The sequence below is a fragment of the Pseudarthrobacter sp. NIBRBAC000502770 genome, from assembly GCF_006517815.1.
Classification (GTDB): Bacteria; Actinomycetota; Actinomycetes; order Actinomycetales; family Micrococcaceae; genus Arthrobacter; species Arthrobacter niigatensis.
This window is the reverse complement of the sequence record NZ_CP041198.1, coordinates 1,218,424-1,230,921: the sequence shown is the minus strand read 5'-3', so window position 1 is coordinate 1,230,921 and position 12,498 is coordinate 1,218,424. Positions and strand designations below refer to the sequence as shown.

Below are 12,498 nucleotides of genomic sequence, written 5' to 3'. Positions count from 1 at the left end.
CGCCTATGGCCGGGATGCCCACTGCCCGCGACACGAGCCCTCAGCGCGGAAGCAGATCAAAGTAGGCGGTGCCAGAATTCCAGCTAATTGGATGCAGTAATGTACCGACGGCGGGGTTCAAGGCGCTCCACATCATGCCGTTGCCCGCGTAGATGCCAACGTGCCCCCAGTTATCCGGTCCTTGGGGATTCTGAACCACCAGGTCCCCCGGCTGCGGGTCGTCGGTCCGTACCCCACCACGCCACTGCTCCACCCGCGGCAGTTCGATTCCAGCCTGCCGATAGATCCACTGCACGTAGCCGGAACAGTCCCAGGCTTTGAATGCTGTGCCACCCCACACGTACCGTCCACCTAGACCTTCCTGCGTGAACCGCAGGATGTCCTGGCGGAGCTGACTCAGGTTTTTCCAAGAGGCCGCAGGCCCCGCTTTGGGCGCCGAAGATGAGCAAGGAGCCGGCGATGTGTCCGGTTCCAACGCAGCAACGACCGCTGTCGCCGCACGCTCCCAACGCGCGTAAAGCTCGGGAAAAGCAGATACCTGGACTGCCTGAGCAGCCAGGTCTTTGTCCATCGCCTGCCACCCCGGTACGTCGAGCAGCCCTCGAGGACTTCCTCGGTTGGGACCCAAAGGGCCGCCGTAGAAGGCGCGAGCGTTGTAGAAAACGTCCATGAGCTGCTCAACGCTCCCCCACCCCGCCGGGGGACGTTGTTGAGCCGAGCCTATCGAGTCGTGGTCGCTCCCAGCTCCGTCATTCGGAAAGCCCATGGAAGCCGGCACCCTGGGGTTTGCGAGTACGCGCAAACTTGACTCCTGCATCGCCATCATGATGGCAATGATCTGTCCCGAACGGGGTACGCCAAGCTGTTTCCCGACCCCAATGTACGCGCGAGCCACGCTTTCCTGTCGCGAGTTCAGCTCGTATAGCACTTGGCTGCCATCGCGGACCTCCAGACCCTCGGCAGTCCCCATACCCGTGCTAGTAGATGCAGCATCGGCCGGAGCACAAGCGACAGTGGGCTCGGCTCTCGGACCGGCAACTAGAGCCACACCCGCGACGGACTCCATCAGGCCGAGAAGCACAAGGACAGTCACAGCGGCAGCGACACCCTTCAGCAGTGCCCGTCGCCTGACCAGACTCACCACTGCCACAAGACCGATCATCAGTAGACGATCCGGTCTGCGGTCGCATAGAAGGCAACCATGGCGCAGTGGTCCGCAGGGGCTGTAACCGCGGGCGGGCAGTTCAGGATCACCGTTATAGGTGTTGAATAAGTGTTTCGATCCCTGCTGGTCTCATCGACCACTTGCACGATCACAGTGCACACATGAAGGCCTGCCCAGGGAGGTGGGAATTCCTGAACTTTGGCCAACTCAAGATCGCAGCGAACAGATTGCGCTGTGCCGGTCCGGCGCGCCGACTCCCGTCCAAGGCTCGCGAAGGAAGTGGCAGTCACACCGGTGGCCTCGAACTCTTTGACCAACACCGATAAAGGGTTGGATCCGTCGGGAAGCAACTCCCACCACGAGCGCACCCGTGCATACACATCCGAATACGACGACGAGCGGCTGTCCCAGGTGTAGATTCCCCTTGCTGCCTCAATAGCGAGCGCACGGAAGTCGCGCGTTGGCGAAAGATCAACAGGCGACTTCCGTGCGGCCACATTGGTTTCGCCAGGAAGAGCAGAGGGCGCGCCCGTTGCTGAGGGTGTCCCGGAAGGTACTGACGCTGGAGGCATGCTTGGGACCGGCGCCGCAGCGGGCCTATCGACCGGCCAAAACAGGATGACAAGGCCGCCTATCAGCAACACAACGAAGAGTCCGGCAACGAACGAGCGCTGACGGCCCACCGCAAGGAGTGCACGCAGTCCCCGGCTCCCCATCCCCCAGCCAACCATGACTTATGCAGTCTGCCTGTTGGCCTCGTGTTGGAGCACGCGCCAAGCTGTCCGGTACAACTGCCGCGCGAAACCGATATTCACGGCGACATACCGCTCAGTGACACCAAGCTCCGTCGCCAGCGCCGCCATCTGCACAGACCTAGGCAGGCCGCGCAACCCTGGACGGACTATGGTCTCCGCGACTCTTCTCAGAACAGCCGTGGGAAGGCAATCCGCAGCGCACCGGCAAAGACCTTCCATGCTGACCCCCGGCTCGGGGTGGCAGTTCAAAGCAGCATTGATAGTCATGGCGGTCTGCCGCACGACGGTAACGGCATGCCAGCGCCTCCTGTCCCTTGGCGAGGGCGGCCCGTAATGTCTTGGCCCGACTAGGCTTGAGACAGCCAATTGCCAGATATCCTCCCTCACGTTTCTTTGCACCAGGCCAAGCATGGCCTGAGCCCAGGCGTGATCGACATACTTCTCGGTGCTGTCCCAACCCAACCCGGCGCTGACGACAGCAAGCACTTCAGGTGAGGGTTCCGCCGTCGTGAAATCCATGAGCAGCGGCAAAGTCTGATGACTAAGTTCGCGCCGGACGTGTGCCGCGCAGATCTTGTTGCAGACACCTTGGACCCAGGCTTCGAACGGAATGCCCGGCAACTCCCGGTAGCGCCCCTTCGTCACGCCGTCCCAGACCGCGACCCGAATGTCCTGCATTATGTCGTCCACATCGCAGGTACGCCCAATCCGCGCCAAGCGCGACACGACGTAACCCTGCACGCTGTTCACCGCGCTCATGATTTGGTCGAGCGGTATGTTGCACTCCCCTGCCGCAGGAGGGTTCAGCAACGAGACGTCGACAGTGACGGTCTTGGATGGTTCCGAGCTGTTTTGATTTGGCTTAGCGTCAATTTCCACGACTTCACCACTTTGTTCAGATCGAGTAGTTAGCAGAGTCGCGGGAAGAGGCCTCTCGCGGACGTGGATACGCAGATCCAGCAACGATTAGTAGAAGCTACAGAAATTATTGTCGAAGATACTTATATTATCGTCAAGGGTGCCGTTCTTACTTTTTCACCAACCTTCGGGAAGAATGACGCTATGCCGCGGATAACCCAGCCACACGACGCCGCTTGGTCGGCTGACGTTGAGGCTGCCGTCGCTACCTTTGGCAACCGGTCGCGGAACGAGATTCTCCGATTCCTCACGGCGAATGGACCGGCGACGCGAGGCGACATTGTCGCAGCCGTCAGCGCCGGCGAACCGAGCGTAGCTAAGCACCTCACCGTCCTGGAGGACGCGGGCGTGGTGATAGTCGACGTGGAACCTGGGCGCCGGCACGGGCGCTCGCCCCGGTACTCTGCCAACGCAGCCCGAATAAAGGAACTGCTCGACGCGCACCTAAGCTACCTGCTCGAGAAGTAGTGGCAACGTTTGCGACGGCGGTAGCGCCTGTTCGATCTATTCCACTGCTTCACCCGCGTCTGACGATGAACCCGCCGCTGCTTGCTCGCCTTCCGGCCGCCGGCTGATGTCTCTGTTCAAGTACTCTGTGATGGCACGAAGCGTCTCCGGGGACACATCACCAAGAGTTCTGGCGGCAAAGGTCTTCACACGCGCTGCACGCAGGGACTTCACAAACTCAAGCTGTGAATCAATGCGCTCGGGCAGGTCAGCGGCCTCGCCACCCTGCAGATACCCAGGGTCGACATTGAAGATTTCACACAGAGCTCCAAGCAATGCCGGGTCACTGACGAGCCTCCCAGTGCCGTCCTTCATGTAGAACCAGCGGGCTCTGGAAAGCTTGATGCCCCTGCTCTGCAGCTTCTGCTGAACTTCACGGAACGTGACGGGGTGACCTCGCTCGGCGACCACAACATCAAGCAAAAGGTTCAGGCGTCGTGCCAACTCTGCTTGTGGAGACAAGCCAGCACTGAATGCCTCTTGGTTAGAAGACAAGACCCGCCTCCCTCCTGGTGCGATGGTTCCCGCCGGCCCTGGTGCCAGTATTCCTTTGGCGAACGCCGCCTGCAACGACGGCCGCCGGACGCTTCCATCGCCCTATGGATGAGCGTATCGTTCTCCTGTAGACCCGTCTACACTTGACCTAGCCCCCCCAACGTCATTCGGTGGTGGTCTCCTTGGCAGAGGACATCTTGATGAACCGGACGCGAAGCCAACTACTTCGCTTCCTGATCGCGTTCGGCCCAGGGTCTTGCGAGGATGTCTCTCTTGCCCTGGGACTGTCACGGTCGACCGTCCGTCGCCAGATGGCGTTGCTGCGCGGCGCAGGCGTTGTCACGTTGTCGGCAGGAAGATTCACCGCCCAACTGGACCAGATTGAGCAGCAGCTTCGGGAGCTATCCGCCATGTTCCAAACTCCCACTGGCGACTTCGGGAACCCAACCGCTGACGCCTCCCAGCCAAGGGTAAGGCCGTTCCACTTATGCGAACGGCCCGAAACGTCAAAAGAAATTAGCTGAACAGGATCTAATCGACTCCTTGCGAATTGCTCTGAAGCTACAACAGGACTTGGCCTGGCCACAGTGAAATGGTGATGAGGTCGCCGACGACATGCCAAGGTCATCCAAACGGCCATAATTACCATGTCCGCAGCTCCGCGTTCCCTGCTGGAACTGATCCCGGCGAAGGGGCTCAGCGGAGGGTACGGCACTGGCGACAGCTTCAGCTTCCTGCGGCAGACGGTCCGGACCAACAACGCGGCCCTGTCGCTGACGGGGCTTGAAGCCAACGTCGGTGTACTCGCTCACCGCAGCTGAGGACCGGGTTCGGGTCATTGCCCACCTGTCGGAACCGGTCCCTGAGCGATACTTCGCGGACCACGCGAACCTTGAGGACTTCCTCCGGACCGAGATGGAGGCCGGGCTTTACCTGGCCCTATAGAACTAGGTCGTGCACGGCGACGGGACCGGGGAAAACCTGACCGGCCTGCTGAAAACATCCGCCATCATCTTCCAAGCCTTCGCTACGGACGCCTTGACCTCCATCCGGAAAGCCATGACCAGCCTGGAGGTCTACAGCTATACAGCATCACGCCGACCGCGTTAGTCCTGAATCCGGTCAACGCCGAAGCGCTGGACCTGCTGCGGGAGTCCGGGGCCACCGGACAGTACCTGCTGGGCGATCCGGGCGGCGACGGCGTGGAGAAGCTGTGAGAGGTCCCACGCGTTCTTCCATCGCGGTCCCGGCCGGTAGAGCGGTCTTAGGCGACTGGCCGCAACCCCAGGTCATCGTCCGGGAAGACGCAACTCTGGCCTTGGGACGGTCCGGGGAAAGCTTCACCAAGAACCTCGTCACCATGAGGCTCGAGGGACGCTTCGGGTTCGCGATGAAGCGGCCGAACGCGTTCGTAGACGTCGCGCTGGCCGGCTAGGTCACTGCGAACGGCGTCAACCTCACCCGGCACTGGCTTTTCCTATGCTTTTCACGGTGACTCGGGATGGATAGGAGCGGAGCAAATCTTTCCGGCGATGATGCCCCCAGCGCCTTGCACGAAGCCCTGCCTCCCTATGGAGGGCCGGGCTTCATTCTTGCGCACCTCCGGCCGTGGTTGCGAAATCTTCGCATGTAGGTGGATGGACCCTGCGGGGGTCCAGGCGGTCCGTCCGCCTCCTACGAAAGAAGGTAATAATCCATGTCCGAGCTATTCACCGAGCTTCTCAAATGGCTCGTCGTCCTGGCGCACCTGGCGATGAGGCGGTGCGCTGCGGCGGTCATCCTGGCCCTTCCGGGCGCGTGGCAAAAAGTCGAAGGAATCGTTCCGCCTGAGTAGATGACCGTCTTCAGCGTGCTGATCTGCCTGTGGGCGGTCTTCGGCACCGTCTACAGCAAGAGCGTGGCAGACAAGACCAAGCCCGGGAAAGCTATCCGCCTCTCTGCATCCGTCGTCTTCCGTGCCGTGTCCTGGCTCTGGCGGCACCTGGGCGGGTAGGGGCGCCTCAATCACGTGACGAAGCGTCGGCGGCCCCGTTTGCCGGGGCAGCGGTCCCTCTCCCCCCGACGTTTGACCGGGGGTCGCGCGTGCGCGCGAGGCACAGCGTCTAACTTCCTCTAGACGCTCAACAAGACCTACCCAGCAGCGCTGACAGGCCGCCCGGTGTGGTCCGACACGCCGTGCACTTACGACACGCCAAAGTGTGCAAAAGTGGCTAAGTACTCCACAATCTATGGACTACCGTCTAGAATCCCGCGTCATTCCGAGGATTTCGAGCCTCTCACCCTGTGGATTAAGGGGGCATTAAATGACATACATGTAATACATCATCTTGGGGTTCCAAAGAGGCGTCTGCACTACACGTAGTATCTACATACAGCTGCAGCCAGTAGCTGTAACGCAACAAACCCCGCCATGCGGACGAGGGTACGAACCTCAAAAGCAACAGGCGGGGTGTCCATCAGGTCTGGGCCGGTATCGATGCCATCAACCTAACAGGGGTTATGTTGTCCTCCCCAAGGTAGTGGTAGCGGATGCCAGAGTCAAAGACATTCTGTGAGTGTCCTGCCGCGTCAGGAAACGTTCAGGAGTGGCGGAGGCGGGGCCAGACCCTCCTACCGAAAGGGTCCAGTAGTGGGAAAGCAGTCCGCGCGGAAGAAGCGCACCAAAATTAAACGGTCTGCCTTTAACGAGGCAATCCACGAAACGGCACAGACAGCCAGGGAGTTGTCCCTCCTGGTAGCAGTCATGGCTCCGATCTGGTTGCCCCTCCTCAGGTAGCCGGGGACGTGGGGCGGTGGGCTCTTGGCCTTCAAGAGTCCACCGCCGACACTGGCCGGCGCAGTCGCAGCGCTCTGCTCAAACCCCGGGAAACGGCGTCTTCGCCTCACCATCGGCGCACCGGTCAACGTCGGCACCGTCCACAGTTACACTTCCGGACCAGCTGAACGTGTCACCCAAGCCAACGAGTTTGGCCAGTGGATAGCGGGTACTGACCGTCTTGTCTGCGGCGACCGCCCCATTGGTGATGTTTTCTTGTTTGTTCGTAACGACGTTATAGACGAAGTTGGCCACTTCCTTGCCGTTCTGAAACTTCGCGCCGAGTTGGTAGCCGGTCTTGCCGTCAGGGCTCCAGGCAGTCACGGAGTACAAGACCGTCCCTGAGGTGGGTATGTTGGCAGTCGTTGTAAAAGTCACGAACACGAGGCTGCCATCGCTCAACAGCCTGACTTGACCCAGGTCAACGGCACTGGATTTTGAGTCGCCTGCGGCGTCCTTGCAAATCGACTCCCCGATTTCCGCCTTGGATGATGCGGCGGTCGATGCGGTCGTCGCCGCGCTCTTTTGTGTCTGCACCGGGACTGCGTCGGCACTCGTTCCGCAACCCGTCAAAGTCACCGCGGCCACGACCAGAATCCCCCAAGCTTTCCCCATGGTGCTTATCTAACCATGAGGATGAGTTGCATGTATGCCGAGCACCGACGGTAGGGCCTGGGAATAATCCGCAGTGGAGGTGTTCTCCCCGGCAGGCATAGGAAGTGAGCAGATTTTGGGTTACTGCATTAGCCCTAGCGAAAGTGTGTTGCTTACGATCTTGACCCGACCCGGGCAAAGGAACACCCACGCTGATGGTCGCATCATGACTTACACGGCTACTGGCAATTCTTCAGGACGCCCGCGAGGGCGTCATGCTCGGCCGGCGTAACCCAGAGGTTGTGTTTGGCCTTGACGGCGGTTTGCCGCTCCACGTATTCGCATCGGAAGGCTTTGTTCGGGGGAAGCCAGGTGGCTGCGTCTTTGTCGCCCTTAGCGCTGTTGGTGGGTCCGTCGGCTGCCATGAGGTTCAGCGGGTCGTTCGCGAGTTCCTTGCGCTGATCCGCGCTCAGCTGCTGGGCACCTTTCTGCCACGCATCGCTGAGTGGAACGATGTGGTCGATCTGGATGTCCGCGCTGGTGTCCTGTCCCCGGACGAATTGAATAGTGGTCCCGGTGTACTTGTCCGCAAGAGTGCCTGACACGACGACGCAGTTGTTGGTGCCAGGCTTGAACGTCTCCCCGGTCAGGTCGCGGGCGAGGATGTCATTGCGGGTGTCGCAACCGTTGTGGTCCGTATCGGCCCAGGCGGGTCCGAACTCATCGCGGGTGTAACCAGTCTTTGGGGCTCGGCCCTTGACCGGGATGCTCTCAAGCTGGACGAGAGCCTGGGCTGCTTCACTGGCAGAGCCACCGCCGCTCGGGTGGCCCGCAGAGTTATTTGGAGCAGATCCGATGCCCTCAATGGCATGGGCGACAGAGTCACAACCAGCAAGCGGCCCAACCAGGAGGAGGGCGGCGACAGCGGTCAAGGCTGGGGCGATGGAGCGAATAATTTGAACGGCCCTTCTAGGTTGCGGGAAGTTGTTCCACGGTAGCGTCGGCTGCCTCATGGAAGCGGTAAGGGGACCTGTCGTGCCCGCCACACTGGATCGTGTGAAAAACCAAACCGAAAGGCAGCTGGGAGCTCGAATCAGTTCACCGTTGCCAGGCGGACCTTGGAACGCGTCCCAATGAGCCGCTGCTTCGTTAGTGGTTGCTCCTGTGCGTGTTCAGACCCAGTGCCGCTAGGAAGGATTTCGCTCAATCTCGCAATCTCCCGGATGTGCTCTGACGTGAAAATAATCTTTCCTTTGCCCCAGCAGGCGTGAGGGAATCGTCCGCTGGTCGCGCCATCGCGCAACCAGGACTCCGTGCAGCGCATGAGTGCTGCTGCTTCGGCCGGCTCAAAAAATTCGATGTCCACGGCGTCTCCAAAAGGAAAGGTGCAGGTTTCTCTGGTTCATGCGGGCCGCAACAGCCGCCAACATGACCAAAGCTCTCTGCCGTCAGGAAGGAGCGCTCTGCAGAACAACAACCAATTGCTCCCTACAGCCGCTGGAAAGCCGTCACGGACCGCTCAGTGGCGTCGGCACCCACCTGCAATGCCTCAGGCATCAAGTGCCCGTAAACCTGCTCGGTGGTCTTCGTGGAGGCGTGCCCGAGCCGGCGCGAGATAGTGAATAAGGGGACGCCGTCCTGGATCAGCCAGGACGCGTGCGTGTGGCGCAGGTCGTGGATTCGCGGGTTTTTGGTCAAGCCGATTGCCTGGGCCGTTCGAACGGCTGGGAGCCAGTAGTCATCCCAGTAGAGCTTGTGATAGATCCGGTCGCCCTTCGGCGACGTGAACACAAGTTCTTTTCCTGGCCTGCTTGCCACCAAGGGGATCAGGAGCTCAACCAGCGCGGGGTTCAGGCCGATGGTGCGCTTACCGGCTCCGGTCTTGGTCGGGCCAACGTAGAACTGGTTCTGCCCGTCCCGCTTCCATGCCTTGTTGATCCGAGCGGTGGGTGGTTTGGAGAGCAAGTCGACGTCGGCCACGGTAAGGGCAGTGGCCTCGCCAAAGCGGGTACCCGTCATGACAAGGAAATTGGTGAAGGCTTTGTACCGCTCCCCCATGCCCTCCATGATGAGGCTGAACTCAGCGTGGGTCAGAAACATGGCCTCATCCTCAGCTTTCTCAATGTTCGGCAGCTGCACCCCACGACAGGGATTGCGGCTAATGTACCCGAGCATCTCGGCGGTGTTCATCGAAGCTGAAATCAGGCCATGGATGTTATGGATAGTCTTGGGTGCCTTGCCCTTGGCCATCATCGACTTCACCCAGTGCGCGATAACGCGGTAGTCGAGCTTATCCACGGGAACGTGACCGATGACTGGCCGGATGTGGAGTTCCAGCATGGTTTGGTAGGTCTTGACTGTTCCGCTCGATGGGCGAACCAGAAGGTCGATGTGTTCCTGGATGACTTCCGCCACATTGGGCGGGCGCTTCTCATTCGTCAGGATGGCGTGCTGGGCGATTTCGAAAGACTGACCGTTGGCATCCAGCAACCGCTTCAGGGTTTCGGCTTCGGCGATGGTGGGAACTGTCAGGCCCTGTTGCTCGCGGCTCTTGGGGTCGCGCCACAGCACCATGTAGGACGATGTACCGTCCTTTTTGGTGCGTTTGCGAATGCTGGCCACACAAAAAACGGTACGCCGCTGTCAACACTTTGGGCGGCTTTGTCAACACCCAAAGACAAAACAGGCCCTTGACCTGCGGAAACACTGTGCCCGAGGTGGGACTCGAACCCACACACCTTTCGATACCGCATTTTGAGTGCGGCGCGTCTGCCAATTCCGCCACTCGGGCGCGGATTACATGAACCGAAAGTACGCCCACAGCTGACTGTGAGCAACGCGATCGCTTCACGTACGCGGAATTACTCTACATGCAGATAGGCTGAATTCCAGAATCGCGCCGCCGTCGCCGCAAACGAACCCTGCAAGCCAAGTACAGCCGCGGTGGCACCTAAGATAGTGATGTCCCGCCGTACCTTTTCAAGGAGATCCCGTGACTGAACAGACGGAGTCCAAGCCCACGTCCCAGCCGGCGCGCCGCGTCATTGTGGCAGAGGATGAAACCCTCATCCGCCTCGACATCATCGAGATCCTGCGCGGTGAAGGCTATGACGTCGTGGGCGAGGCGGACAACGGCGAGAAGGCCGTCCAGCTCGCCGAGGAACTGAAGCCGGACCTGGTCCTGATGGACGTGAAGATGCCCGTCATGGACGGCATTTCCGCGGCCGAGAAGATCGTCAAGGCCCGCATCGCCCCCGTGGTGCTGCTGACCGCCTTCAGCCAGAAGGAACTGGTGGAGCGTGCCCGCGACGCCGGCGCCATGGCTTACGTGGTCAAGCCCTTCACACCCGCTGACCTCATCCCGGCCCTCGAGATCGCACTCTCCCGCCACGAGGAAATCAAGGCCCTCGAAAGCGAAGTTTCCGACCTCCAGGAGCAGTTCGCCACCCGGAAGCTCGTCGAACGAGCCAAGAGCCTGCTGACCACCAAGATGGGCCTGACGGAACCGGAAGCGTTCCGCTGGATCCAGAAGACTTCCATGGACCGCCGCCTCAGCATGCGCGAGGTCGCCGAAACCATCATCAACCAGGTCAACTAGGCCCCGGCCGGGCCGGGATCGTACGACGACGGCCCGGCCCCAAGGCTCGAACGGTCACCAAACGGCCAGCACAACGAAAAGGACCCCTGCCAACCGGCAGGGGTCCTTTTCGTTGAAGCCTAGGCCTGGGTGGCCTGGTTCTTCTTCTTCTTTTCCGGCCAGGGGCCGAGCTTCTCACGGTTGCTGCCCGGCTCGCCGCCCTGGCTGCCTGCGTCGGCGAGGTCGCCCACCTTGTGGACCTTCAGCATGTTTGTGGAGCCGGCTTTTCCGGGAGGGGAACCGGCGGCAATTACCACCAGGTCGCCGTCGTCCACCAGGTCCATTTCCAGCAGGCTGCGGTCAACCTGGGACGTCATCTCGTCGGTGTGCCCCACCATGGGGACCAGCACCGGCTGGATGCCCCAGGTCAGCGCCAACTGGTTCCACACGTGCTCCACCGGGGTGAAGGCAAACACGGCCTTGATGGGCCGCAGGCGGGAAAGGCGCCGGGCGGAGTCGCCGGACTGGGTGAAGGTACAGATGTACTTGGCATCCAGCTGGTCGGCAATTTCGACGGCGGCACGCGTGATGGCGCCACCACGCGTCTTGGGCTTCGTCCCCAGCGGAGGAACGCGCTCCAGGCCATGGACCTCGGTGGACTCGATGATCCGGGCCATGGTCTTGACCGTCTCGATGGGGTACTTGCCCACGCTGGTCTCACCCGAAAGCATCACGGCGTCAGCACCGTCCAGCACGGCATTGGCGCAGTCGGATGCCTCTGCACGGGTCGGGCGGGGGTTGTCGATCATGGACTCCAGGACCTGGGTGGCCACGATGACCGGCTTGGCCCAGCGGCGTGCCAGCTCCACGGCGCGCTTCTGGACGATCGGCACTTCCTCCAGCGGCAGTTCCACACCGAGGTCGCCACGCGCCACCATGATGGCGTCGAACGCGTCGATGATCTCGGGCAGCTGCTCCACGGCCTGCGGCTTTTCGATCTTGGCGATGACCGGCACGCGGCGGCCTTCCTCGTCCATGATCTCGTGCACGCGGGTGATGTCCGAGGCATCCCGGACGAATGACAGCGCCACCAGGTCAACGCCGCGGCGGATGGCCCAGCGGAGGTCGTCCTCGTCTTTTTCGCTCAGCGCGGGGACGTTGACTGCCACACCGGGGAGGTTGATGCCCTTGTTGTTGGACACCATGCCGCCGACGGTGACCTCGGCGACCACCTTGACGTCGTCAACCTCGATGGCGCGAAGTGCCACCTTGCCGTCGTCGATCAGCAGGGAGTCGCCCACATTGACGTCCTCGGTGAGGCTCTTCAGTGTGGTGGAGCAGATGTCCTTCGTACCCGGAACGTCCTCGGTGGTGATGGTGAAGATGTCACCAACAGCGAGGGCGTGCGGGCCGTCAACGAAGCGGCCCAGGCGGATCTTGGGGCCCTGCAGGTCGGCCATGATAGCCACTGCCTTGCTCAGGTCGGACGCGGCCTTGCGGACGTTCTCGTAGGTGTTGTCATGCACGGTGTAGTCACCGTGGCTCATGTTCATGCGGGCGACGTCAACGCCGGCTTCCAGCACCGCGAGGGTGTTTTCGTAGCTGGCAATTGCCGGGCCGAACGTAGCCACAATTTTTGCGCGTCTCATATACCTACCCTATTGGTCTCTTG

The 12,498-nt window shown here is 61.1% G+C and carries 17 protein-coding genes and 1 tRNA gene; 9 read left to right on the top strand and 9 right to left on the bottom strand.

Annotated features, from left to right (window positions below):
- Positions 1–40: 40 nt before the first annotated feature.
- Positions 41–670: a C40 family peptidase gene (locus NIBR502770_RS05940; RefSeq protein WP_141181326.1), complete on the bottom strand. Its 630-nt coding sequence runs from the start codon at positions 668–670 to the stop codon at positions 41–43.
- 774 nt (positions 671–1,444) lie between these two features.
- On the opposite strand from NIBR502770_RS05940, the gene NIBR502770_RS21150 reads away from it, so the two are divergent.
- The gene (locus NIBR502770_RS21150; RefSeq protein WP_168223120.1) at positions 1,445–1,582 is read left to right on the top strand and encodes a hypothetical protein; all 138 of its coding nucleotides are present in this window, start codon (positions 1,445–1,447) and stop codon (positions 1,580–1,582) included.
- A gap of 317 nt (positions 1,583–1,899) precedes the next feature.
- On the opposite strand, the gene NIBR502770_RS05935 is transcribed toward NIBR502770_RS21150, so the two are convergent.
- Positions 1,900–2,799: a hypothetical protein gene (locus tag NIBR502770_RS05935; RefSeq protein WP_141181325.1), complete on the bottom strand. Its 900-nt coding sequence runs from the start codon at positions 2,797–2,799 to the stop codon at positions 1,900–1,902.
- Between the two features lie 63 nt (positions 2,800–2,862).
- Between NIBR502770_RS05935 and NIBR502770_RS05930 the strand changes: the two genes are divergently transcribed.
- Positions 2,863–3,306 carry a helix-turn-helix transcriptional regulator gene (locus NIBR502770_RS05930; protein ID WP_141181324.1) on the top strand — a complete coding sequence of 148 codons (444 nt, stop codon included), beginning with the start codon at positions 2,863–2,865 and terminating at the stop codon, positions 3,304–3,306.
- Between the two features lie 36 nt (positions 3,307–3,342).
- On the opposite strand, the gene NIBR502770_RS05925 is transcribed toward NIBR502770_RS05930, so the two are convergent.
- Entirely contained in the window at positions 3,343–3,840 is a 498-nt protein-coding gene (locus NIBR502770_RS05925; RefSeq protein WP_246857411.1) for a hypothetical protein, read from the bottom strand.
- Between the two features lie 200 nt (positions 3,841–4,040).
- On the opposite strand from NIBR502770_RS05925, the gene NIBR502770_RS21785 reads away from it, so the two are divergent.
- The 6 genes from NIBR502770_RS21785 (at position 4,041) to NIBR502770_RS21125 (ending at position 5,833) form a co-directional block, all read left to right on the top strand.
- A complete protein-coding gene (locus NIBR502770_RS21785; protein WP_371416513.1) occupies positions 4,041–4,364 on the top strand; it encodes a winged helix-turn-helix domain-containing protein in 324 nt (107 codons plus the stop codon).
- A gap of 123 nt (positions 4,365–4,487) precedes the next feature.
- On the top strand, positions 4,488–4,661 hold the full coding sequence (locus NIBR502770_RS21145) for a hypothetical protein (RefSeq protein ID WP_168223119.1): 174 nt from the start codon (positions 4,488–4,490) through the stop codon (positions 4,659–4,661).
- A gap of 133 nt (positions 4,662–4,794) precedes the next feature.
- Positions 4,795–4,950, top strand: a complete 156-nt coding sequence (locus tag NIBR502770_RS21140; RefSeq protein ID WP_168223118.1) for a hypothetical protein — start codon at positions 4,795–4,797, stop codon at positions 4,948–4,950.
- Positions 4,951–5,053: 103 nt separating this feature from the next.
- Positions 5,054–5,275: a phage major capsid protein gene (locus NIBR502770_RS21135; protein WP_168223117.1), complete on the top strand. Its 222-nt coding sequence runs from the start codon at positions 5,054–5,056 to the stop codon at positions 5,273–5,275.
- Positions 5,276–5,536: 261 nt separating this feature from the next.
- Positions 5,537–5,674: a hypothetical protein gene (locus NIBR502770_RS21130; protein ID WP_168223116.1), complete on the top strand. Its 138-nt coding sequence runs from the start codon at positions 5,537–5,539 to the stop codon at positions 5,672–5,674.
- Positions 5,675–5,833, top strand: a complete 159-nt coding sequence (locus tag NIBR502770_RS21125; protein ID WP_168223115.1) for a hypothetical protein — start codon at positions 5,675–5,677, stop codon at positions 5,831–5,833. It abuts the gene before it with no gap.
- An 861-nt stretch (positions 5,834–6,694) separates the two neighbouring features.
- Here the strand turns inward: NIBR502770_RS21125 and NIBR502770_RS05910 are convergent.
- From NIBR502770_RS05910 to NIBR502770_RS05890, 5 genes are all read right to left on the bottom strand, one after another.
- Positions 6,695–7,192 (bottom strand): hypothetical protein, encoded by a 498-nt coding sequence (locus tag NIBR502770_RS05910; protein ID WP_210418917.1) that lies wholly within the window; start codon positions 7,190–7,192, stop codon positions 6,695–6,697.
- 296 nt (positions 7,193–7,488) lie between these two features.
- A complete protein-coding gene (locus tag NIBR502770_RS05905; RefSeq protein WP_246857410.1) occupies positions 7,489–8,181 on the bottom strand; it encodes an HNH endonuclease family protein in 693 nt (230 codons plus the stop codon).
- 161 nt (positions 8,182–8,342) lie between these two features.
- Positions 8,343–8,615: a hypothetical protein gene (locus NIBR502770_RS05900; protein ID WP_141181320.1), complete on the bottom strand. Its 273-nt coding sequence runs from the start codon at positions 8,613–8,615 to the stop codon at positions 8,343–8,345.
- Positions 8,616–8,737: 122 nt separating this feature from the next.
- Positions 8,738–9,871 (bottom strand): site-specific integrase, encoded by a 1,134-nt coding sequence (locus NIBR502770_RS05895; RefSeq protein WP_141181319.1) that lies wholly within the window; start codon positions 9,869–9,871, stop codon positions 8,738–8,740.
- Between the two features lie 87 nt (positions 9,872–9,958).
- Positions 9,959–10,040: transfer RNA gene (locus tag NIBR502770_RS05890), tRNA-Leu, on the bottom strand.
- 201 nt (positions 10,041–10,241) lie between these two features.
- On the opposite strand from NIBR502770_RS05890, the gene NIBR502770_RS05885 reads away from it, so the two are divergent.
- A complete protein-coding gene (locus tag NIBR502770_RS05885; protein WP_009358190.1) occupies positions 10,242–10,847 on the top strand; it encodes an ANTAR domain-containing response regulator in 606 nt (201 codons plus the stop codon).
- A gap of 119 nt (positions 10,848–10,966) precedes the next feature.
- Here NIBR502770_RS05885 and pyk read toward each other — a convergent pair whose 3' ends face one another.
- The gene (pyk, locus tag NIBR502770_RS05880) at positions 10,967–12,475 is read right to left on the bottom strand and encodes a pyruvate kinase (protein WP_141181318.1); all 1,509 of its coding nucleotides are present in this window, start codon (positions 12,473–12,475) and stop codon (positions 10,967–10,969) included.
- Positions 12,476–12,498: the final 23 nt, after the last annotated feature.

Excerpts from the sequence above, each read along its gene's own strand:
- NIBR502770_RS21785 (WP_371416513.1), top strand. The coding sequence starts at position 4,041 with ATGAACCGGACGCGAAGCCAACTACTTCGCTTCCTGATCGCGTTCGGC.
- NIBR502770_RS21145 (WP_168223119.1), top strand. The coding sequence starts at position 4,488 with ATGTCCGCAGCTCCGCGTTCCCTGCTGGAACTGATCCCGGCGAAGGGG.
- NIBR502770_RS21125 (WP_168223115.1), top strand. The coding sequence starts at position 5,675 with ATGACCGTCTTCAGCGTGCTGATCTGCCTGTGGGCGGTCTTCGGCACC.
- pyk (WP_141181318.1), bottom strand. The coding sequence starts at position 12,475 with ATGAGACGCGCAAAAATTGTGGCTACGTTCGGCCCGGCAATTGCCAGC.
- NIBR502770_RS21130 (WP_168223116.1), top strand. The coding sequence starts at position 5,537 with ATGTCCGAGCTATTCACCGAGCTTCTCAAATGGCTCGTCGTCCTGGCG.
- NIBR502770_RS05940 (WP_141181326.1), bottom strand. The coding sequence starts at position 670 with ATGGACGTTTTCTACAACGCTCGCGCCTTCTACGGCGGCCCTTTGGGT.